Annotated in this window: 15 protein-coding genes; 10 read left to right on the forward strand and 5 right to left on the reverse strand. The window is 58.5% G+C overall.

Annotation, left to right across the window (positions count from 1 at the left end; translation table 11 throughout):
• From RT028_RS06995 to RT028_RS07005, 3 genes are all read left to right on the forward strand, one after another.
• The coding region (locus RT028_RS06995; protein ID WP_312933903.1) for a protein kinase domain-containing protein at positions 1–1222 on the forward strand (1222 nt) is incomplete at its 5' end.
• A 132-nt stretch (positions 1223–1354) separates the two neighbouring features.
• Complete coding sequence (cobA, locus tag RT028_RS07000; RefSeq protein ID WP_312933905.1) at positions 1355–2137, forward strand: uroporphyrinogen-III C-methyltransferase; 783 nt, start codon at positions 1355–1357, stop codon at positions 2135–2137.
• Between the two features lie 475 nt (positions 2138–2612).
• Entirely contained in the window at positions 2613–4106 is a 1494-nt protein-coding gene (locus RT028_RS07005) for a methyl-accepting chemotaxis protein (RefSeq protein ID WP_312933907.1), read from the forward strand.
• A gap of 206 nt (positions 4107–4312) precedes the next feature.
• On the opposite strand, the gene RT028_RS07010 is transcribed toward RT028_RS07005, so the two are convergent.
• Both RT028_RS07010 and RT028_RS07015 read right to left on the reverse strand, forming a co-directional pair.
• Positions 4313–5578 (reverse strand): APC family permease, encoded by a 1266-nt coding sequence (locus RT028_RS07010; RefSeq protein ID WP_312933985.1) that lies wholly within the window; start codon positions 5576–5578, stop codon positions 4313–4315.
• Positions 5579–5892: 314 nt separating this feature from the next.
• A complete protein-coding gene (locus RT028_RS07015) occupies positions 5893–6144 on the reverse strand; it encodes a hypothetical protein (RefSeq protein WP_312933908.1) in 252 nt (83 codons plus the stop codon).
• A 543-nt stretch (positions 6145–6687) separates the two neighbouring features.
• On the opposite strand from RT028_RS07015, the gene RT028_RS07020 reads away from it, so the two are divergent.
• A complete protein-coding gene (locus tag RT028_RS07020; RefSeq protein ID WP_312933910.1) occupies positions 6688–7251 on the forward strand; it encodes a hypothetical protein in 564 nt (187 codons plus the stop codon).
• Positions 7252–7456: 205 nt separating this feature from the next.
• Here the strand turns inward: RT028_RS07020 and RT028_RS07025 are convergent, their stop codons facing one another.
• Positions 7457–7762 carry a DUF3077 domain-containing protein gene (locus RT028_RS07025; protein ID WP_312933912.1) on the reverse strand — a complete coding sequence of 102 codons (306 nt, stop codon included), beginning with the start codon at positions 7760–7762 and terminating at the stop codon, positions 7457–7459.
• Positions 7763–8878: 1116 nt separating this feature from the next.
• On the opposite strand from RT028_RS07025, the gene RT028_RS07030 reads away from it, so the two are divergent.
• The 6 genes from RT028_RS07030 to RT028_RS07055 all read left to right on the forward strand — a co-directional run bounded on the left by RT028_RS07030 (position 8879) and on the right by RT028_RS07055 (position 17305).
• A complete protein-coding gene (locus tag RT028_RS07030) occupies positions 8879–10093 on the forward strand; it encodes an ATP-binding protein (protein WP_312933914.1) in 1215 nt (404 codons plus the stop codon).
• Entirely contained in the window at positions 10094–10684 is a 591-nt protein-coding gene (locus RT028_RS07035; RefSeq protein ID WP_312933916.1) for a DUF4276 family protein, read from the forward strand.
• A 78-nt stretch (positions 10685–10762) separates the two neighbouring features.
• Entirely contained in the window at positions 10763–11755 is a 993-nt protein-coding gene (locus RT028_RS07040; RefSeq protein ID WP_312933918.1) for a DUF4062 domain-containing protein, read from the forward strand.
• A gap of 1105 nt (positions 11756–12860) precedes the next feature.
• Positions 12861–13871: a tRNA dihydrouridine(20/20a) synthase DusA gene (dusA, locus tag RT028_RS07045; protein ID WP_312933920.1), complete on the forward strand. Its 1011-nt coding sequence runs from the start codon at positions 12861–12863 to the stop codon at positions 13869–13871.
• A 119-nt stretch (positions 13872–13990) separates the two neighbouring features.
• Positions 13991–14914: a transaldolase gene (gene tal, locus RT028_RS07050; RefSeq protein ID WP_312933922.1), complete on the forward strand. Its 924-nt coding sequence runs from the start codon at positions 13991–13993 to the stop codon at positions 14912–14914.
• 522 nt (positions 14915–15436) lie between these two features.
• Positions 15437–17305: an alkaline phosphatase family protein gene (locus RT028_RS07055; RefSeq protein ID WP_312933924.1), complete on the forward strand. Its 1869-nt coding sequence runs from the start codon at positions 15437–15439 to the stop codon at positions 17303–17305.
• Between the two features lie 379 nt (positions 17306–17684).
• On the opposite strand, the gene rssC is transcribed toward RT028_RS07055, so the two are convergent.
• Positions 17685–18167: an anti-sigma factor antagonist RssC gene (gene rssC, locus RT028_RS07060; RefSeq protein WP_312933926.1), complete on the reverse strand. Its 483-nt coding sequence runs from the start codon at positions 18165–18167 to the stop codon at positions 17685–17687.
• Positions 18164–19348, reverse strand: coding sequence for a two-component system response regulator RssB (rssB, locus tag RT028_RS07065; RefSeq protein WP_312933927.1), 1185 nt, complete (start codon positions 19346–19348; stop codon positions 18164–18166). The genes rssC and rssB overlap by 4 nt, the downstream gene beginning before the upstream one ends.
• Positions 19349–19505: the final 157 nt, after the last annotated feature.

Genomic DNA, 19505 nt, shown 5'->3' on the forward strand with positions numbered 1-19505 from the left:
GCTCAAGCGCGCGATGGGGTTGGAGCAGCATCTGGTGGTGGACTATCGCGACGGCGAGCTGCGCCTCGGCGAGTGCTTCCTGCTGGTCAGCGATGGCGTCTGGGCCACCCTGGGCGATGCTGCCATCGCCGGCGTGCTGCGCGACCAGCCCGACCTGCAGAAGGCCGCCGATGCGCTGGTGTGCGCCGCGCACCTGGCCGGCAGCCAGGATAACGCCAGCGCCGTGCTGGTGCGGGTCGATGAGACCGGCGACGCCAGCCTTGCCGATGCGCTCGGCCAGGCGCAGCAGTGGCCTGTACCACCGGCCTTGAAACCAGGCCAACACTTCGAGGGCTGGCAGGTCGAGACGCTGCTGAGCCAAACCCGGCAATCGGTGCTCTACCGCGTGCGCGACGCGCAGCAACAGCGCTGGTTGCTGAAAACCTTGCCCGCCCGCTGCGAAGGCGACAACGAAGCCGGCCAGCGCCTGCTCCAGGAAGAGTGGTTCCTGCGCCGCGTGGCCGGGCGCTTCTTCCCGGACGTGCACGCTGCCAGCGAGCGGCAGCATCTCTACTACCTGATGCGCGAGCACCCCGGTCTCACCCTCGCCGAGCACCAGCGCCAGCACGGCCTGCTGAGCCTGACCCAAGCGCTCGACATCGCCGCGTCGCTGTTGCGGGCGCTGGGCATGCTGCACCGGCGCAACATCGTGCATCGCGACGTCAATCCGGCCAATCTGCTGCTGGGCGAGAACGGCGAACTGCGCCTGCTGGATTTCGGCCTGGCCTATTGCCCGGGGCTGTCTGCGCAGGTAACCGGCGAACTGCCCGGCACACCCAACTACATCGCACCGGAAGCCTACGCCGGCGCCCTGCCCAGCACGGCCCAGGACCTCTACAGCGCAGGCGTGACCCTGTACGTCCTGCTCACCGGCCACTACCCCCACGGCGAGATCGAAGCCTTTCAACGCCCCCGCTTCGGCACCCCCGTGCCCGCCAGCCGCTACCGCCCCGACCTGCCGGAATGGCTGGTACACAACCTCGACAAAGCCCTCGCCACCGACCCGGCCGAGCGCTTCGAAACCGCAGAGCAGTGGCGCTTGGCACTGGAGAATGGCGAGCAACAGCCCAGCGCGCGGTTTCGCCCGCTGCTGGCGCGTGAAACGGTGAAGGTCTGGCGCACGCTTGCGCTGCTTTCACTGTTGATGAATGGACTGCTGCTGATCTGGCTGCTGCATGGATAAGGACCCACCTGAACACGTTCGTACGCGCTCTGTGCTGTTGATGCGCCGCCGCCAATCTGGCTGAAGCACACAAGACGACCCTGATGAGGGACCGCGCCCGACGGCCCCCACACCCCTGATGAGGAAACGCCCATGAATGCAAAAGTCTGGCTGGTAGGCGCCGGCCCCGGCGACCCGGAACTGCTCACCCTCAAGGCCGTACGTGCCCTGCGCGGTGCCGACGTGGTGATGATCGACAGCCTCGTCAACCCCGCCGTGCTCGAGCACTGCCCCAACGCCAACGTCATCGGCGTTGGCAAACGCGGCGGCTGCCGCTCCACGCCCCAGGCGTTCATCCAGCGCCTGATGCTGCGCTACGCCCGCCAGGGCAAGTGTGTGGTACGCCTCAAGGGCGGTGACCCGTGCATCTTTGGCCGTGGCAGCGAAGAGGCCGACTGGCTGCGCGCCCACGGCGTCGAGGTCGAGCTGGTCAACGGCATCACCGCAGGCCTGGCTGGCGCCACGCAGTGCGACATCCCCCTGACCCTGCGCGGCGTGGCACGCGGCGTGACCCTGGTGACGGCGCACACTGAAGACGACAGCGCGTTGAACTGGCAGGCCCTGGCGCAGAGCGGCACCACGCTGGTGGTGTACATGGGCGTGGCGAAACTGGAGGACGTGCGGCGGGAGTTGCTGGCCGGGGGCATGGCGCCATCCACGCCAGTGGCGATGATCGAAAACGCCTCGTTGCCGCAGCAGCGGGCGCGCTACAGCGACCTGACGGGGATGTATGACGCGGCGGTGGGGTTTGCGCTGAAGGCGCCGGCGGTGCTGGTGATCGGGGAAGTGGCGGCGCGGGGTGCGAGTCAAGAGGTGTTCAGCCAGGATCAACGGGCCATGGCGTCGGCCCTTGAACGAGCACGTATGCAGGGCTGATCCAGATGCGGCTGGCGTTGCCCCGATCCACTTCTGCGCAGGTGGATAGAGATGATGCCACTGGCACGTGAAACCAGCCGGTTACCCTGCTTTGCAGCCCATCGCGGCTAACCGGAGCGCCGAACCGGCCGCTCCCACAGGCCCGCATTTTTCTGAAGAAACACCCATGCCGACCACAATAGAAACCCTGTGGGAGCGGCTTCAGCCGCGATGGGCCGCAAAGCGCCCCCAGTCACTCAACCGGTCGGCATCGACCTCACGCCCACTCTCTTTTGCCGCTGAACTGACTGACAGTTGAGCCGCCCCAAAGCCCCTCATCAACCGATGATCGCCACTCCCGCTTCGAGCCTAAAGCCCCACCCAAAAACGCCGATAGCCTCCTACCACCCCCGTGCACCCGATTCACCGCCCGCATGCCCGTCTGGCACGTCGCATGCTTGCCTGACCCTGCCCAGCCCACATGGAGTACGAGTGAATGCCTGCGCACGTCCGTTTCATCGAGCACTACCGCAAAGCCGACCGCATCATGCTCGCCCTGATCTGGCTGATGACGCTGTTCTCCGTGGGCCTGGCGTTCTGGCACGACACGCTGCTGCAAGCGCTGATCATCGGCGGCGGCACCAGTGTGGTGCTGACCCTCGCCTATCGCGTGATCGGCGGCACACGCCTGATGCGCTGTGCGCTGGGGGTCGGGCTGATGGTGATGGCGGCGCTGCACATCAACCAGGCCCAGGGCGCCATCGAATCGCACTTCGGCATTTTCGCGCTGCTGGCAGTGCTGACGTTCTACCGCGACTGGCTGCCGATTCTGGTGGCCGCCGTCACCATCGCGGTGCATCACGTGGTGTTTCATGCCTTGCAGCACCAGGGTTTCCCGGTGTTCGTGATGGACCATCACGGCGGCTGGAGCATGATTTTCGTCCACGCGTTCTACGTGGTGATGGAAACCATCGCCCTGCTCTACCTCGCGGTACATAGCCATAAAGAAGCGGTGGAAAGCCAGGAGATGCTGGAAAAGATGCTCGCCGTCACCACCCAGTTCAGCGGTGAGGCGGTCAAGGGCGGCCCAGGCACTGTCCACGTATCACTGGCGACGCGTTTCGACCACTTCCTGACCCAGCTCACCGCCCTGGTCGACGGCGTGGCCCATGACTCACACGGCCTCGGACAGCTCGGCCAGGAGCTGGCCCACGCCAGCGGCACGCTGGAACAAGGCGCACGCCACCAGCTCGCGGAAATCGCCCAGATGACCGACGCCATGCAACGCATGGAAGACGCCATGGGCCACATCACCGTGCACGTCGAGCACGCCGTCGAACACGCCGGGCAAGCCAGCCAGCAAGTGATCCGTGGCCAGGAAAGCGTCGGCCGCGCGCAACAGGAAATCACCCAGCTCGCCACCCGCCTGCACGACACCAACGAGACGGTCCAGGGCCTGGCCGTGCACGCCGAACACATCGGCTCGGTGCTGGAAGTGATCAGCAGCATCGCCAACCAGACCAACCTGCTGGCCCTCAACGCCGCCATCGAAGCCGCCCGCGCCGGCGAGCAAGGCCGCGGCTTTGCCGTGGTCGCCGATGAAGTGCGCAGCCTGGCACAGCGCACGGCGGTGTCGACCCAGGAGATAAAGACGATCATCGAAGGCCTGCAACACGGCAGCCGGCAAGCCGTCGACGCCATGCACGAGAGCCGCCAGGGCGTGGAGCGCTGCGTGGAGGACAGCCAACTGGCGGTGGCGATGCTGCAGGCGGTGGGCAATGACATCTCGCAGATCGATCAGCTCAATGGGCGGATCGTCTCGACCACCCGTGAGCAGTCCACGGCGAACGTGGAGATCGTCGGGCGACTGCAATCGGTGCAGAGCATCGCGCAGAACACCGCGCAGGATGTGGAGATGCTGGCCAGGAGCAGTGAGCAGGTGTCGCCGATTGCGGTGCGGTTGGATGCGTTGGGGCGGCGGTTTCACTAGTGAGGGAGCACTGCGCAGCGAGCGGGTGGCCTGATGACGGACAGCAAAGTGCCAGCATGCAATTCCTGCCTGAAGGCTTGCCGGTGTGTCCGCCCGTGAGTCGGACTTCCCGGTCTTCATCAGGCCCAGCGAGCGCGATGCCTGAGAGCGGATTGCAAAGTACCCGTAGTCATCCTCGCCTGGCGGTTCACACCTGCGTCAGCCCTTCAATCGGGCTTGGGCGTCGCCAGCCGCTGGCCACGCGTGCAGAGGTAGAGCAACACCCCCACCAGCATCAAACCGCCCGCCCGCAGCCAGGTGTCCCAGCCCTGCTGACTGAGCAGCAACAGACACGACACGATCGCCAGCACCGGCACCCACGTCGGCACACGAAAATGCGCCTCGGCAACGGCGTCACGGCGCAACACCAGCACCGCGACGTTGGTGCTGAGGAACACGAACAGCAACAGCAACACCACCGTCTGCGCCAAAGTGGCCAAGGTGCCGGTGAGCGTCAGGGCAATCGCCACCAGCGTGGTGGCGACGATCGCCACCCACGGCGTGCGCCGCGCCGGCAGCACCGCGCCCAGCACGCCCGGCAGCAGGCGCAGATTGGCCATGCCATAGGTGAGCCGGCTGGCCATGATCATGGTCAGCAGCGCGCCGTTGGCCACCGCCACCAAGGCGATGAAGGCAAACAGCATGGGCGGAATGTTCAGGCCCGACGCGCGCACCACTTCCAGCAGCGGCGCCGAAGTGGCCACGAGCTTGTCGGTCGGCAGCACGCTCGACGCCGCCACCCCCACCGCCATGTACACCACCCCCGCCGTGAGCAACGCCGCGAACAAGGCGCGCGGGTAGATCCGGCGCACATCCTTGATTTCCTCGGCCAGGTTGGCTGAGGTCTCGAAACCCACGAAGGAATAGAACGCCAGCAACGCCGCGCCGAGCACCGCCAGCATCGGGTTGACGCCCGGCTTGAACGCCAGCGTGCGCCCCAGGTCGGCGTCGCCCGTGCGCAAATACCAGGCAGCGGCAACCACCACCAGCAGCAGGCCTGAGAGCTCGATGAGCGTCATCACCAGGTTCGCCCCCAAGGACTCCTTGATGCCCCGCGCATTCAGCGCGGCGATCACCAGGAGAAAGACGGTCGCCGCCAGGTAAGGCGAGACATCCATGAACGCGCTCAGGTAATCCCCGGCAAACGCCAGCGACAACCCCGCCGCACTGGTGACGGCCGCCGCGAGCATGCAGAAGCCCACCAGAAACGACAGCAGCGGTGACTTGAAGGCCTTCTCCGCAAACACCGAGGCCGCACCTGCGTGCGGATACTTGGTCACCAGCTCCGCGTAGGACCCCGCCGTGAGCATCGCGAAGAACAGCGCAATCAGCAACGGCACCCAGATCGCCCCACCCACCTCCCCCGCAATGGTGCCAGCGAGCGCGTACACACCGGCGCCGAGCACATCGCCGAGGATGAAGAGAAACAACATCGGGCCCGTGATGGCGCGGCGCAGGGAGGGTTTAGCGGTGGAAGCGGTCACGGTCGACTCCTGTCGTCGGTGGGGAATGGCGGGCCTGGCGGTTGATGCGCGCTGGGCGAAGCATGGGGCAAGCAGTTCACACCGTGCACGCACGGGTTTGGAGGCAAGCAGTTCAGACCGTGCTTGCACGGGCTTGGAGGCAAGCAGTTCAGACCGTGTTTGCACGGGCTTGGAGGCAAGCAGTTCAGACCATGCTCGTGCGGGTTAGCGCCAAGCCGATGAGCGCTCGGTAGACGGACGGGTGTGGGATTCTCGGATGTGGTTCACAGCTTCGGAATATCGCCCATGGCCTCAGCGATGGTGGCCAGGCCCTCTTCGATACCGGCAATGTCGTCCTGGAGCTTGGCGAAGGCCAGGTCCAGCGCTTCATCGTCGTCCACTGTCTGGTGGCCGCGCAAGGAGATGGCGCGGTCCTGTTCGGTGACGTGCAGTGCATGTACGCTTTCGCGCAGGGCCAGGAGTTGATCGAAGATGGCCGCGAGTTGGGTGTTGCTGTCGGCGCGGGTGCGGGGCATGCGGGTCTCCTCGGATGGGGCGTTGGCGGTTCGTTGAACGGATGTAAGGGCTACGGCTGGTCAACGTCGCTGACCAAGCTTTAAGGCCGGATAAGCCTGAGACACTTTCCGAAAAATTTTGTACGGCTAGCGCGGAACATGTAGGAGCGACTTCAGTCGCGATGGGCGGCGAAGTCGTCGCAAAAAAAGCCCCCACTCATGGATGTCTGACACACCGCAACCGCTGGTTCAACGCCTGCTTCGCAGCCGATCGTGAGCGAGCTCTCTACAGAACAACGCTCTACATTTGTGAGCCGGCTTCTCATACAAAGCCTAGTTTTTTGGCCGTACTGTTGCCAGCAACCTACCGCATGAGATTTGCACGCGTCGTACGGAGTTCAGGCGGACCCCCCAATAGCGCCTGGCACTCATTGACACGTGTGTTTGGAGCCACTGCCCGCCATTTAACGGGATGCATCAAATTCATGCAGGAAAGCATTCCTACCCTGATGGCGTTGCGCTATCCTCCATGCCGTTTAGATTATTCGCAAAAGGACTTGCTGCGTGACCTACCTCCGTCTTCTCCTCGTTTCGGCGTTCATCGCCGTGTGCACCGGCTGCGCCTCCCCCGCGCAAGTCGCCAACATGACCGTCCCGGCCGACCAGGCCCGCGCCAACACCTACAGCACCGATCTGCACCAACGCGTGCAAGTGGCCGAAGTGAACGGTGGCAACAAGACCAACCCAATGTGGACCTCAGACGTCGACGGCCCTGACTTCGCGGCTGCGCTCAAACAGTCACTGACGAATGCGCAGTTGCTCGGCGGCGCGTCTGCCCCCTATAGCTTGCGTGCCAATCTGCTGCGTGTCGAAAAGCCGGTATTTGGTTTTTCGTTCACGGTCACCAGCGAAGTGGAATACACCCTGCTGCAAACAACCACCAATCAAGTGCTGTGGCGCGAAATCGTGAGAGCACCGTTTACTGCGGGCGTGAGTGATGCATTCGCCGGCATCAAGCGGCTGCGCTTGGCGAATGAAGGGTCGGTGCGGACGAATATCTCGACGCTGTTGAAGCGGTTGAGTGAGTTGAAGATTGAGGCGAAGCAGGTTTCGGTTGAGGGGCAGTAAGGGGTTTGATTGAGGCTTGGGTGGGGTTGGCGTGATGGCGTTCTTTGGTGGACCGGACTTCGCGTGAGGTGCGGGCTGATTGGACGTACGGCATGCTCCGACTTGATTCATTGCAGTCCTGGGTCCAGCCCGGTTGGTGCTGGACCCAGTGAGGCAAATGAACGGCGACGCTGAATCGACTGAGTGATGGCGAGCCGCTACAGGATCATGCGCTTGCAGTTGGCGCGAGCATCTGTGCCATGACGATATCTTCGATCAGCGCTTTTGCCATGCCACTCAAGTGATGGGCCGCGACGATCAAGGTCTCGTTTCGCTCAAGGCTGGCTTCGAGGGTCATGCGGTAAACGCAGTTCATCAGAATGCTGGATTGTTCCAGTAGGTATTGATGATCGTGGCCGGGTTGGACTTTGAACAGGCGGTGCGAGCTGAGGCCTTGTGCGCCTTCGCCGAAAGTGGCTGAGCCGATGGATTCGGTGGTTGGGCTTAAAGAACTGGAAGACGGGTTATTCATGTATGACGTCCCTGCTCAGTGCCGGGATGACCTGGCGAGTGTAGGCCACCCTGGCTTAGACCGTTCTTGGAAGGGTTGGCTGCTTGGTCTCTAAACGAAATCCAGCGCCGGAGGCCGCTCACATCGCAGATGGCGGTGAGTTCTGAGGGTCGGTCGAGAGCCTGGGTAGCGACAGCGGAAGGCCGTTCGGTGAGGGGGGCGCAGCAGGACAGTGCGCAGGGAGGGTGATAAAACGGTCGGCGGTGGATCGGGGACAATCTTCAGCATTGGATCTCCTTATTCTTGGACGGACCGGCCACGTCTTCGCTGTCAAACGAAAGGTGGCGGCTGTACGCGGGTTGACAGACCGGTGAATAAGGAAAAAAACCGGCGCACCGAGGTGCCCCACGCACAGCCACCATTACGGGTAGCTGTTGCGGTCCTTTTTTCCTCGGCCTGTCACAACCGGTCGCTTTTGGGGAGCGACGGGGGGAGACTAAGGCGCGGGAAAAGTGGCCGCAAGGATTTGATGTGCGGGGGAGTATGTTTGGGAAATGGACTACAAGGTATAGGAAAAGGACGAGGTTTTTGTGGTGTGTCCTCGGAGGCTTAATGCGTTTGAGGCTAAATCGTGGACGGGGGTGATCCGATGATGGATTGGGCCTATCTTTCTCAAGACCATTGATTTCTCTAGCCTCTCGCACTGATCGCCCCTTCAAGTACCGGGTAGAGGAAGACTTTTCGGTTCTCCAGCCAGGGCGCATCATCGGCAGAGCTTCTTGGAATCGGAAGCGTCAGGATGGGTGACTATACCGGCGAGATGAAGGTGGAGTTGCTGGATCGTTTACGAAGCAACGGAGCGTTCGATAATTAGCCACATCGATGGAACCTTGCCAGCAGGCGCATGCCTGTCTGCACGCTTTTCGGGGTCAGGTCGCGCCGTGCTGTGGTTTGAAAATTCTGATCTCTTGGACTAGAAAAAGAGACATCCGTCCAACTCAGCAGCTGACTCATACTTGGATGCGGCACTACACTTAACTCAAAGAACGCTCCGATATCGACAGCATTACTAGTGCACTGCTTCATTGGGTAAAAATGGCAGGCTCAATCTGAAAATTTTTTATAACAGGAAGTTTTATGCAACAGGTTCAGATCATAAAAATAGATATAACAAACTATCGTTCTTGCGTTTCTACAACGTTTGAGCCCACACGAACACTTTCTGCCCTGATAGGGCCCAACGGAAGCGGAAAGACAACAGTGCTTTCCGCAATCCAGCTTCTTCAGAAATTACAATCTAATTATCATCGCAGACGGAACTCAGAATCTCATTCCTCAGATAGCCTTATCAAGGCTTCATTTAAGTGGAAGGGAAAAACCGTTCATTATCAGGCACAAATCAGCCTAGTAAACAATGAGCGTAATGAAGACGAAATAGTTGCAGCAAGTGAGTCTTGGACATTTCCATCGATAAGTGGGAACCGGAAAAAGTTACAAATTCCGATAAGTGCGCTTAGTGAGGAATCTCGTTACTCGGAAAAATCCTTCCGCGACTCTATTCTGGGGTACATAACGCACAGCATTGGAAATGAAAATGCATCACCTCAAGTCATGGAAGCGCTAGGTGCGATCTCTCAATTTATTTCAACGATAAGCTACTACAGCGCGTCAATGTTCACAAACCCTGCAAGCTCACCTATTTCATTCGAAGTCGAAGAAACAATGGTTAGAAGAGCAGCTGCAGCTTCCGGTCACAGAAAATTTCTTTTTGATCTCTATGCAGCCTACCGAGACAATACAGAAGACTACCAGGATTATTGCGCGATCGTTGGTGCTCAAGGTCTAAACCTAGTGGATAAAATTGATTTCCACTCAATAGAAACATCATCCTCCGTTTACAAAGTTGCTGTGGGAGGACGCATCACAACACGCGAAAAAACTAATAATCTAATTATTCCGAATTTCATTATCTACGAAAACTCATTATCTCCAAGCCAGCTATCCGAGGGAACATTTAAAGCTCTTGCCCTAATCTTTTACATCATGACTAATCACGGCTCGATGCTACTAATTGAGGAGCCCGAGGTTTGCGTACACCATGGACTGCTATCAAGCATAATTGAACTACTAAAAACCTATAGCCATGAAAAGCAGATCGTGATATCTACGCACTCAGACCAAGTATTGGATTACATATCAGTCGAATGCGTATTTAAAACCACCCGATCTGACGAAACAACAAATGTTACTAACATCCAAAAAGACATGGGCCCTAACGAACTTACTGCGCTAAAAAATTATTTAAAGCACGAGGGCGGCCTTGGCCAATACTGGAAGCACGGAGAGCTATGAATGGCTACGAAAATAGGAATAATCGCTGAAGATGAAAGTGATGTGGACGTCATTAAAGAAATTCTTGGAATTTATATTCCTGCTAATAATTTTGGTACAAAGAAATTTGTCGGCAAGGGATGTGGAAAGCTAAGAGCAAAATGTGCTGCATGGACGACTAATCTTGTCGCAATGGGTTGCGAGCATATTTTGATATTTCATGATCTCGATAGATATGATGAACATACTCTTCGCAAGGAACTTTCTGCAAAGATAGAGCTTACTGGTTTCAAAAATACGCTAATCGTTATCCCTGTCGAAGAGCTCGAAAGCTGGTTGCTTTCTGACATGGAGGCAATCAAAGAGATCTTTTCAATCCAGAAAAAAATAAAGCCACTAGGGCCCTCTGAAAAAATAAAGTCACCAAAAGAACAGTTACAAAAGCTCGTAAAAAGATACTCTAAAAAAACTTATATAAACACCATTCACAATAAGAAAATAGCCTCAAAACTCAGAATCCAAGAACTGATGAATTGCAAATCGTTCCACCCCTTAAATCAATATTTAAATTCTCAATTTAAAAGACATGAACCACCTCATTGCAACCCGTGATTTTTCTTTGTCTCAAGTTTCTATTAACATGCTGCAAATTAAATCCCCGTAAAGACCTATAGACTTATTGGAATAAGCATGAAGCGTAAACTTCAAGTTTTCATCTCGAGCACTTACATCGATTTGATTGAGGAACGTCAAGCAGCAGTAAGCGCAATTCTGAAAGCAGGACATATCCCAGCTGGCATGGAGCTATTTACGGCGGGGGATCGTTCTCAACTAGAAACTATAAATTCATGGATAGATGAATCCGATGTATACATGCTTATACTCGGTGGTCGATACGGAGCAGTAGAGCCAACATCAAACGTAAGCTACACAGAGCTGGAGTTCGATTACGCCGCATCCCAGAAGAAACCAATGTTTTCAGTAGTCATTAAGGATGATGCTCTTGAGAATAAGATTAAAACCCAAGGAACTAGCTTTTCCGAGAAAGAAAACCCTAAAGAGTTGAGACTCTTCCGTACAAAAGTGCTTAGCCGAATATCCTCATTTTTTGAAGACACCAAAGATATTAGGCTGTGTGTTCATGAAACTATGGCTGATTATGCGGCAAACAGAGATCTTTCTGGATGGGTCTCAGGAAATGAGATTGTTGACTCTAAACCACTGATTGAGGAAGTCAACAAACTATCTGCCGAAAATGCCGCACTGAAAGACAAAATAATCCATCTGGAGAATCTACCCCAAACCAAAAATCTAGAGAATAAAGTTAACAACCCAGACTTTAGCGAATTGAAAACGTTGCTTCAAAACACCCTAATCAACCTGCCCAAAAATTTGACTAAGGGTGAAGAAAATATGGAAATTACTCTATTAAAAGCATTCGATATAGCTAAAGACGAATTAATTACAGGAGTGACTAACGACATGGATATGTCTGACACCGATCAGTTTGTCTTCTTCAATCTCAGCCCTAAACTTCAAATACACGGCTTGGTGGATAACGAGAAAGTTCCAGGCGTGCGATATCGGCGCAGCTATGTAACTCCATTAGGAATAGCTTTCTTAGCTTATCTCGAAAAATCCAAAATTGCGAAACAACCTGCAAAACCTGCAAGAAAACGATAGCACCACAGCTTAAACTAGAGCTGCTTGGTATTACCCCATCCCAAACAGCTCCATATCTACAAAAACCCTTGAAGCAATTGTATATTGTATATGCGCCTTCCAGATCAACGCAAATAAGCCTAATCACATATGAAACTTAAAATTTATGACATATCCTTGACCTAACTCACTTAGCCGATTGTAAATCGAGAACCTCGTGAACAATAAAGACGCCACTATCGCAGACGCCATCGAGATTTTATTAATGAACCAGGCGTCACTGATAGCCGATTTTGAAGAAGTTTCACTATTGGTTATTCAGTGAGGATCAATACATACACACAACAATATACTCAGCTGGATCTCACCAAGCTTCTCGTATCGATATGGTACTCGATTATCGACAATGATGGCTAAACGGGAGCAGTATTTTAGGCCAATCGATGGCTCATAGGCGGCGTGGGCATAGCACGCCATTGAGCATCAAGCGGTCATTTGATCGCGGCCTGCCTCTGGCATGGGTTGAGATGAAGAGATCCGCGATCACATTCCATGCTTCATCTGACAGATCCTTTGGCATGGCCATCACTAAATTCTTTCCCCAGATTGGCTTCAAACTTTACAAAATTTTGTCCCTCGGGATGTGGGATTTTGGGCTTCCCAGGCTTTCAGCCGGAGACGAACCTTCTGCAAAATATCTGAGTTGAACACGTCACCCAGTAGACTGGTCTGGATGGCTTCAACCATGCTCTGCTTGCTCTCACCGAGTGACCGAGCTCTCTCAACCTTCAACAGATAGCGCTCGATCATGTATCTAACCGTTAGCCCCTGACGCGTGGCTCAATCAACGGCGCCAAGCTCGGACAGCACGATTTCACGACGCTTGATCCACGCCTGGACACTCCTCTCTCGGGCGAAGATCTAGCCTTCTTGCTAGACTACAACACCATTTTTCTCGAGGCTGATCTGTACGGTGTAGCTAACCGTATCGTCAGTCTTTCCCCCGCTCTGATCGTTACCAAGACTTCCAGTGGTACAAGCGCAGTTTATGGTGACACAGCTCACCACTGTCACACCTGAACCGCCCAACGAATCTGGAAATTGGTACATAACCGCGTAACCCACAATGCCCTCAAATACCGAATCACAGCCAGCAACCACACGTCCTGAGCCCTCCCGCCGCTTCTCCGTCGCCCCCATGATGGACTGGACCGACCGCCACTGCCGCTTCTTCCTGCGCATCCTCTCCAAGCACACCCTCCTCTACACCGAAATGGTCACCACCGGCGCCCTGCTCCACAACGACGCCCACCGTTTCCTCCAGCACCACGAAACCGAACACCCCCTGGCCCTGCAACTCGGCGGCAGCACCCCGGCGGACCTCGCTGCCTGCGCCAAGCTGGCCGAAGCGGCCGGCTACGACGAGGTCAACCTCAACGTCGGTTGCCCGAGCGACCGGGTGCAGAACAACATGATCGGTGCCTGCCTCATGGCGCATCCGGCGCTGGTCGCTGACTGCGTGAAGGCCATGCGCGATGCGGTTGCCACGCCGGTCACGGTCAAGCACCGCATTGGCATCAACGGCCGTGACAGCTACGCAGAACTGTGCGATTTCGTCGGTCAGGTGCGCGACGCCGGTTGCCGCAGCTTCACCGTGCATGCGCGTATCGCGATCCTTGAGGGGCTGTCGCCGAAGGAAAACCGTGAAGTGCCGCCGCTGCGCTATGACGTGGCGGCGCAGCTGAAGGCTGACTTCCCGGACCTGGAGATCGTGCTGAACGGCGGCATCAAGACGCTGGACGCGTGCGAGGCGCACTTGCAGACCTTCGATGGGGTGATGCTGGGGCGTGAGGCGTATCACAACCCATACCTGCTGGCCGAGGTGGATCAGCGGCTGTTTGGCAGTGCGGCGCCGGTGATCACGCGGGCGGAGGCGTTGGCGCAGTTGCGGCCGTACATCGTGGCGCACATCGAAAGCGGTGGCGCGATGCACCATGTGACGCGGCACATTCTGGGGCTGGGTCAGGGCTTTCCGGGGGCGCGGCGGTTTCGGCAGTTGTTGTCGTCGGACATTCACAAGCATCCTGAGCCGTTGATGGTGCTGGATCAGGCCGCTGAGCTGTTAGCAGGCCGGTGAAGTGAACCTGATCGGGCGCTCTGACTCGAAGCCTACAGTCTGATCCGACTTGCCCTACCGCCTTGAGCGGAACCGAGGCGTCGGGTACTGTCGAGCACTCGCAAAGGAAAGAGCACGCCATGACCTCCAAGCTGGAACAACTCAAGCAATTCACCACTGTGGTTGCCGACACGGGCGACCTGGATGCAATCACTCGGCTGAAGCCGGTCGATGCCACCACCAACCCGTCGCTGCTGCTGAAAGCGGCCGACATCGCGGGGTACGCGGACTTGCTGGGCAAGGTCAAGGGCGATGCCAAGGGTAACGTCGACCTCGCTTGCGATCAGTTCGCGGTGGCGGTGGGCAGTGGGATTCTGAAGGCGATTCCGGGGCGTATTTCCACTGAGGTGGATGCGCGTTTGTCGTTCGATGAGGCGGCGTTGCTGAACAAGGCGCGTCACCTGATCGAGCTGTATGACAAAGCCGGTGTTGGGCGTGATCGTGTGCTGATCAAGCTGGCGTCGACTTGGGAAGGTATCCGCGCGGCGGAGAAGCTGGAGAAGGAAGGCATTCAGACCAACCTGACGCTGCTGTTCTCCTTCGCGCAGGCGCAGGCCTGTGCCGATGCGGGGGTGTTCCTGATTTCGCCGTTCGTGGGCCGTATCTACGATTGGTACAAGAAGAGCACGGGCAAGGAATACACCGGGGCTGATGATCCGGGTGTGCAGTCGGTGACGCGTATTTACGATTACTACAAAACCAACGGTTACAAGACCGTGGTGATGGGTGCGAGCTTCCGTAATCTGAATCAGATCGAGCAACTGGCGGGGTGTGATCGCCTGACCATCAGCCCGGAGCTGTTGCAGAAGCTGGGTGAAGATGAAGGCGAGTTGCCGCGTGTGCTGAAGCCGGGGAATGCCGGTGAGGCGAAGCAGCAGTTGACTGAGAGCCAGTTCCGCTGGGCGCACAATGAAGATGCGATGGGGACTGAGAAGCTGGCGGAAGGGATTCGTCAGTTTGCGCGGGATCAGGAGAAGCTTGAGGCGGTGATGGCTAAGAAGTGAGTGGTGGGTTTGGGGAGTGGTGCTGATCCGTTGAGGTGGGTGGGGTCGGTTGGGGCTGCTTTGCAGCCCATCGCGGCTGAAGCCGCTCCTACGCCGGGTGGCTTACGCCTATTGAGAGGACGGGACCTGGCTTGGTCCCTGTTGAAGCGGACTGTCCGGCGTCCTGGTCAGTCGCGATGGGCTGCGTAGGAGACCCAATGGCTGCGATCGGGTTTTGTCTAACAGTACGCGGCGACTGAATGAGGCCGGCTATGCCGGCCATCGCGGCTGAAGCCGCTCCTACAGGGGCTGTTTTTTCTGCTGGGGTAGCCATGGACAGCCATCCCGATCTTGTTGGAGCGGCCGATCTAACAACACCGCACCGTGGATCTAACAAACATCTCTGACCTGTTGCAGCGGCTGTTCAGGCGCTCGGGTCAGACATGGTGGGTCGCTAAACGGCCACCATCACTACGGCCATCACGGTTTTGCAAACTGTCTTTGAATCAACTGTCCTATTCCTCTTCCGACCTCTGAATCCCAATGACCTCTCCCCTGCCCTCTATCCTCGCCGGCCCTGTACTGCGGCGTCTCGAACCTTCTCGGCTGGCGATCTGGCTGGTGTCCACGCGGCCGCTTGCGCCGGCGTTCACGATGGCAGGCCAGGCCTGTGAGACCACCTGCACCGTGGTCCCGGTTGGGCGCGAGGCGTTCGTGCATTTGCTGGACGTGCGGTTCGCGGCGCCTTTGCCGGTGGATACCGTGTTGGCGTACGACGTGCAGATTCCTGGTCTGGGTGGCGTGCAGGACTGGGCGGCGCACCTGCTCTACCCGGGTGAGTCGCAACCGACTCTGGTGTTGCGCGGGCGCTTCGATCATCTTTTGCATGGGTCCTGTCGCAAGCCGCACCACCCGGCGCGTGATGGTCTGCTGTGCGCGGATGAGCTGCTGCTGGGTTGCGAGGCGCCGCAGGATCGGCCAGCTGCGCTGTTGATGACGGGCGATCAGGTGTATGCCGATGATGTGGCCGGGCCCATGTTGCGGGCCATCCACCAGCTCATCGAGCGGCTGGGGCTGTTCGATGAGACGTTGGAGGACGCCTGCATCGATCACACCCAGGCGCTGCATGGCGACACTGCCTACTACTACCGCCGTGCGGAGCTGCTGCCCAGCCATGCGGGGACCGAGGGGTTGAAGCGGCGGTTCTTCGGTGGCAAGCGCAAGCCGATCTTTTCCTCGGCCAATGCGGACAACCACCTGGTGAGCTTTGCCGAGGTGATGGCGATGTACCTGCTGGTGTGGTCGCCGGTGCCGTGGACGCTGGTCGATCTGCAGATGCCCGCAGGGCTGGCGCCGGAGCATCAGCAGCGCTACGGCGAGGAACTGCCACACATCGAGGGCTTTGCCCGTGGGTTGGATCGGGTGGCGCGGGTGATGGCGCACCTGAGTTGCCTGATGATCTTCGACGACCATGATGTGACCGATGACTGGAACCTGTCACTGCTGTGGGAACAGACCGCTTATGGTCATCCGTTCTCGCGGCAGATTCTTGGTAATGCGCTGTTCGGGTATTTGTTGTGTCAGGGCTGGGGCAATGATCCGGATCGCTGTGCCGGGCTTGTCGAGGCGGCCGTCGAGCTGCTGAAGGGTCAGCCGACGCTAAATGCTGAGCGCCATGATGCGTTGATCGAGCGCCTGCTGCACTTTCAGGGCTGGCACTACTCGCTGGCCAGCGACCCGCCGCTGCTGGTGCTCGACACGCGCACACGGCGCTGGCGCAACGAGGACCAACCGCACAAACCATCGGGGCTGCTGGACTGGGAGGGTTTGTGCGAGTTGCAGCAGGCGCTGCTGGATCATCCGTCGGCGATCATCGTTTCGCCGGCACCGATTTTCGGGGTGAAGCTGATCGAGGCGGTGCAGCGGGTGTTCAGTTGGCTGGGGTATCCGCTGCTGGTAGATGCGGAGAACTGGATGGCCCATCGCGAGGGCGCGCGGACGATTCTGAATATCTTCCGGCATTCGCGCACGCCGGGGCATTACGTGATTCTGTCGGGGGATGTGCATTACTCGTTCGTGTATGAGGTACTGATTCGCCAGCGTCAGCACAGCCCGCATGTGTGGCAGGTGACCAGCAGCGGGATCAAGAACCAGTTTCCCAAGCGCTTGCTGGATGTGCTGGACCGGCTCAATCGCTGGCTGTATTCACCGCGCTCGCCGCTCAATGGCTTTACCAAGCGCCGCGAGATGCAGGTGGAGCCGCGCACGCCGAGCAGCCGGCAGGCGGGGGAACGGCTGTGGAACAGCGCGGGGTTGGGGCAGGTGTTTTTCGATGAGGATGGGCGGCCGGCGCGGGTGTTTCAGTTGAATTCGGATGGGCGGGAGAGGACGGAGTTTGTGGGTAAGGCGTGAATGCGTGCTGTGCGGCGCTTTGCGGTTGAGTTGCCATAGTGAGGGCGTGAGTGCACGAAAGATTTGTTTCGGCTCACGCACATCTGTAGGGGCCACTGTCTTTCACACGGGGCTAACCAACGGTCGGATCAGGCCTTTGAACACAGAAACGCGGTCCGGGTAGGAGCGACTTTAGTCGCGATGGGCTGCGCAGCAGCCCTAATGGCTGGAATCGCGTTTTTGCCTGGCGGTATGGGTTGTCTGAGTTGGGGCGGCTGCGCCGCCCATCGCGGCTGAAGCCGCTCCTACACCGACCATGGACTGGCCGGAAGCAGGGCTGAATTTAGACCGATCGTGGACGCGTGCTGAGGAAACCGGATCAAGCCGCTTTTCAGACGCTTCAGCTGCGCTCCAGCGCATTCACCAGATCCCGAAACGCCTCGCGATTCGACTCGTTCAAGCCCATCAGAATGCGGTGTGCTTCGAGCACCTTGGCGCGCACCACGTCTTCGCTCTGGTCCTGCGGCGGCAGGTCATCGAGGCATTCCGGGCAGGGTAGCGGGTGATCGACGATGTTGAACACCTGCTCGAAGCCCATCGACTGCAGCAGGCGCGAGATGTCGGGGTGGGTGGTGACCACGGTCGGCAGCAGGCCGATCTGTTGGCGCGAGAGGATCGACAGCTTGGCCAGCAGGCCCAGGGTCGTGCTGTCCATGCTCTCGGTTTCGGTGAGATCGATGACGATGTTGGAGAAGCTGCGCGTGCTGAAGATCTTCTCGATCGTGGCATCCAACGCGGTGCACAAGGTCAGACGCACTTCACCGACGAACTTCAGCACAAACGTGCCGGCTTCTTCTGCAAACTGGATTCTTCCAGTACTCATTGAAGGTTCCTGCTCAACACCAATAGGGCGATATCATCCGGCATCTCCCCAAGCGTAGCCAATCCGAATCGTTGGCGCAGGCCATCCAGGCTGCCCCCGGCTGCCTTGACCACCTCGGGCAAGCCAGCTTCTTTCTCTTTGAGGGTACTGCCGGGCAAAAGGTCCAGGATGCCGTCAGACATCAGGGTCAGGCTGAATTGCGGTGGCAGTTCCAGCACATGGTCCTGATAGGTCGCCTCTTCGAACAGCCCCACCGGCAGCCCGCGCCCTTCCAGGTAACGGGCCTGGCCAGGGCTGTACAGCACCGGCAGCGGCAGGTGGCCGCCGACCGCGTAGGTCAGCAGGCCGGTGTCTTCGTCGATGATGCCACCGACCATGGTCACGTGCTTGCCCAGCTTGCAGTTGATCAGGCCGCGGTTGATGTGGCCGAGCACATCGGACGGCTTGAACTCGCGCAGGCTGCTGTTGCGCTTGAATTCGAACATCAGGCGGGTGGTCATGAACTTCAGCAGTACGGTGACGAACGCCGAAGAGGCACCGTGCCCGGACACATCGGCGAGGTAGAACGCAATGCGCGTCTCGTCGATCCGGAAGTAGTCGACGAAATCCCCTGACAGGTACAGCGAGGGAATGATCTGGTGCTCGAAGGCAATGCCCGACGCGCTCCACGGGCTTTGCGGCAGCATGTTCATCTGCACCTGGCGCCCGGCGGTCTGGTCTTCCTGCAGCAGGTGCAGGCTGGCTTCGAGCTCGCGGTTGGCGGTTTCCAGCTTCTCGCGGTAGCGCAGGTTTTCCTGCTGCAGGCGCGCGCGCTCCAGGGCCCGGTGCACCGACAGTTCGAGCACGGCGAGGTCTTCGAGCGGCTTGATCAGGTAGTCGGCAGCGCCCAGGCGCAACGCTTCGACCGCATCGGTCATCACACCGGCGCCCGAGACGACGATCACCGGCAACTGCGGCGCCTGCTCGCTGAGGGTGCGAATCAGTTCGAGCCCGCCCATGTGGGGCATGCGCAGGTCGCAGATGACGAGGTCGAGGGGCTGCTGGGCGAAGGTCTGGAGGCCCGCTTGGCCGTTGCTGGCCTGGAGGACGCGAAAACCGCTGTCTTCGAGATAGGCGGCGAGGCTCGCCCGTACTACGTCGTCGTCGTCGATGATCAGCAGCGTTGCACTGGTTTTCTGCATGTGGGCGAACGGCGCCAGAAATAGGTTGGCGTAGCCCTGCAAGGTGGCTGGCAGGCACTACTGGATTCTCTCTGGCCACTCTGCGCTGGGCACTGGACCGGGAAGCGGGCCATCAACCCAGGGTAGAAATGCCCTGTAAGGCGCAGACGGTACTCCC

Source organism: Pseudomonas sp., assembly GCF_032058845.1.
Classification (GTDB): Bacteria; Pseudomonadota; Gammaproteobacteria; order Pseudomonadales; family Pseudomonadaceae; genus Aquipseudomonas.

Bases quoted from the DNA above. Each gene is read 5' to 3' on its own strand.
- RT028_RS07010 (WP_312933985.1), bottom strand. From the start codon at position 5,578: ATGTTGTTTCTCTTCATCCTCGGCGATGTGCTCGGCGCCGGTGTGTAC.
- RT028_RS07035 (WP_312933916.1), top strand. From the start codon at position 10,094: ATGGCTACGAAAATAGGAATAATCGCTGAAGATGAAAGTGATGTGGAC.
- RT028_RS07025 (WP_312933912.1), bottom strand. From the start codon at position 7,762: ATGAATAACCCGTCTTCCAGTTCTTTAAGCCCAACCACCGAATCCATC.
- RT028_RS07055 (WP_312933924.1), top strand. From the start codon at position 15,437: ATGACCTCTCCCCTGCCCTCTATCCTCGCCGGCCCTGTACTGCGGCGT.
- RT028_RS07030 (WP_312933914.1), top strand. From the start codon at position 8,879: ATGCAACAGGTTCAGATCATAAAAATAGATATAACAAACTATCGTTCT.
- dusA (WP_312933920.1), top strand. From the start codon at position 12,861: ATGCCCTCAAATACCGAATCACAGCCAGCAACCACACGTCCTGAGCCC.
- RT028_RS07015 (WP_312933908.1), bottom strand. From the start codon at position 6,144: ATGCCCCGCACCCGCGCCGACAGCAACACCCAACTCGCGGCCATCTTC.
- tal (WP_312933922.1), top strand. From the start codon at position 13,991: ATGACCTCCAAGCTGGAACAACTCAAGCAATTCACCACTGTGGTTGCC.
- cobA (WP_312933905.1), top strand. From the start codon at position 1,355: ATGAATGCAAAAGTCTGGCTGGTAGGCGCCGGCCCCGGCGACCCGGAA.
- RT028_RS07040 (WP_312933918.1), top strand. From the start codon at position 10,763: ATGAAGCGTAAACTTCAAGTTTTCATCTCGAGCACTTACATCGATTTG.
- rssC (WP_312933926.1), bottom strand. From the start codon at position 18,167: ATGAGTACTGGAAGAATCCAGTTTGCAGAAGAAGCCGGCACGTTTGTG.
- rssB (WP_312933927.1), bottom strand. From the start codon at position 19,348: ATGCAGAAAACCAGTGCAACGCTGCTGATCATCGACGACGACGACGTA.
- RT028_RS07005 (WP_312933907.1), top strand. From the start codon at position 2,613: ATGCCTGCGCACGTCCGTTTCATCGAGCACTACCGCAAAGCCGACCGC.